The sequence below is a fragment of the Pseudomonas sp. ok266 genome (assembly GCF_900110195.1).
GTDB lineage: Bacteria > Pseudomonadota > Gammaproteobacteria > Pseudomonadales > Pseudomonadaceae > Aquipseudomonas > Aquipseudomonas neuropathica.
Genome location: NZ_FOCU01000012.1, coordinates 47,824 through 48,861 on the forward strand (window position 1 = coordinate 47,824; position 1,038 = coordinate 48,861).

At 49.7% G+C, this 1,038-nt stretch carries 1 protein-coding gene; it reads left to right on the forward strand.

Annotated elements, in window-relative coordinates; translation table 11 throughout:
- Positions 1 to 252: 252 nt before the first annotated feature.
- Positions 253 to 777 (forward strand): GIY-YIG nuclease family protein, encoded by a 525-nt coding sequence (locus BMY54_RS21875; protein ID WP_016982977.1) that lies wholly within the window; start codon positions 253 to 255, stop codon positions 775 to 777.
- Positions 778 to 1,038 lie beyond the last annotated feature (261 nt).

A 1,038-nucleotide genomic window follows, 5' to 3' on the forward strand; every position in this document is an offset into this window, starting at 1 on the left:
CGCAAAACCGCACTGGGCATCGCCCAAGTCGTGATGCTCGGCGAAATCGCCGTCAACCAAGCGCTGGATAACGTCGAAATCGCCAGCTAGATGTGAACGATCTCTGTAGCGATTCCTCTGTTCTTCGCTACAGAGATTTATTACCTCACATTGTTCAGGCGACGCTTTACATAGACGAGAGTTACATCGCTTGTAATGGCCTGACTTGACGCGATAGCGTTGGCGTCCATCTCTCGACCGAGCGGTTCTCCAATGGCGTTACACGAATGCATGCACACATTTGAAGAGTTAGCCAAAACGGTTCTGCCCGGCCATATGAGCAGAATGAAAAGCTCTCTTGAAACTCCGCGAGAGATGAAGGACTTTTCAGTGCCCGGTGTTGGCGTTAAATCGTTGCTGAAGCAGTTCAAACTGGCGCAAGATTTTTCGGGCTGCTACGTGTTGATCGACAACGGCGTGCCTATCTATGTTGGTATTTCAAGAAGCGTGATCAGTCGGCTTCGTCAGCACGTCTTCGGTAAAACACACTTCGACGCTAGCCTGGCTTTTCGAATTGCGATGGCAAAACATCCAGATCAAACGATTTCCAAGCTGACGCGCGCGAAGGCAATGGATGATCCTCTATTCGGTACATCATTCGCAGAGGCTCAGTCCTATCTCAAGTCACTCCAGGTGGCAGCGATAGATATTGAGAATCCGCTTGTGCTTTACGTTTTCGAACCCTACTGCGCGCTGGATCTTGATACTCACCAGTGGAATTCGTTTGAGACCCATTGATTCGGAATTCTCTGCATCTCAACTGACCTGTTAAACAGATGATCTACATGTTTGTTTAATAGGTGTCTCTCGTTGCTGGCTACGCCCTACAACTCCTTGCGCCATCGCCTACGACTAAGCCAGAATCCGCTGGCTTGTGCGTCTAGGTCGCGGGTTCTATCGTCTGTCGGTCGCTGAAAAACAGTGATCGGGTTTGGTAGCCCTGAGTTTTCGTAGATTGCATAAGCATCATGATTCGCAGTGTCTGTTCGACACGGCTTT

Excerpts from the sequence above, each read along its gene's own strand:
- BMY54_RS21875 (WP_016982977.1), top strand. The coding sequence starts at position 253 with ATGGCGTTACACGAATGCATGCACACATTTGAAGAGTTAGCCAAAACG.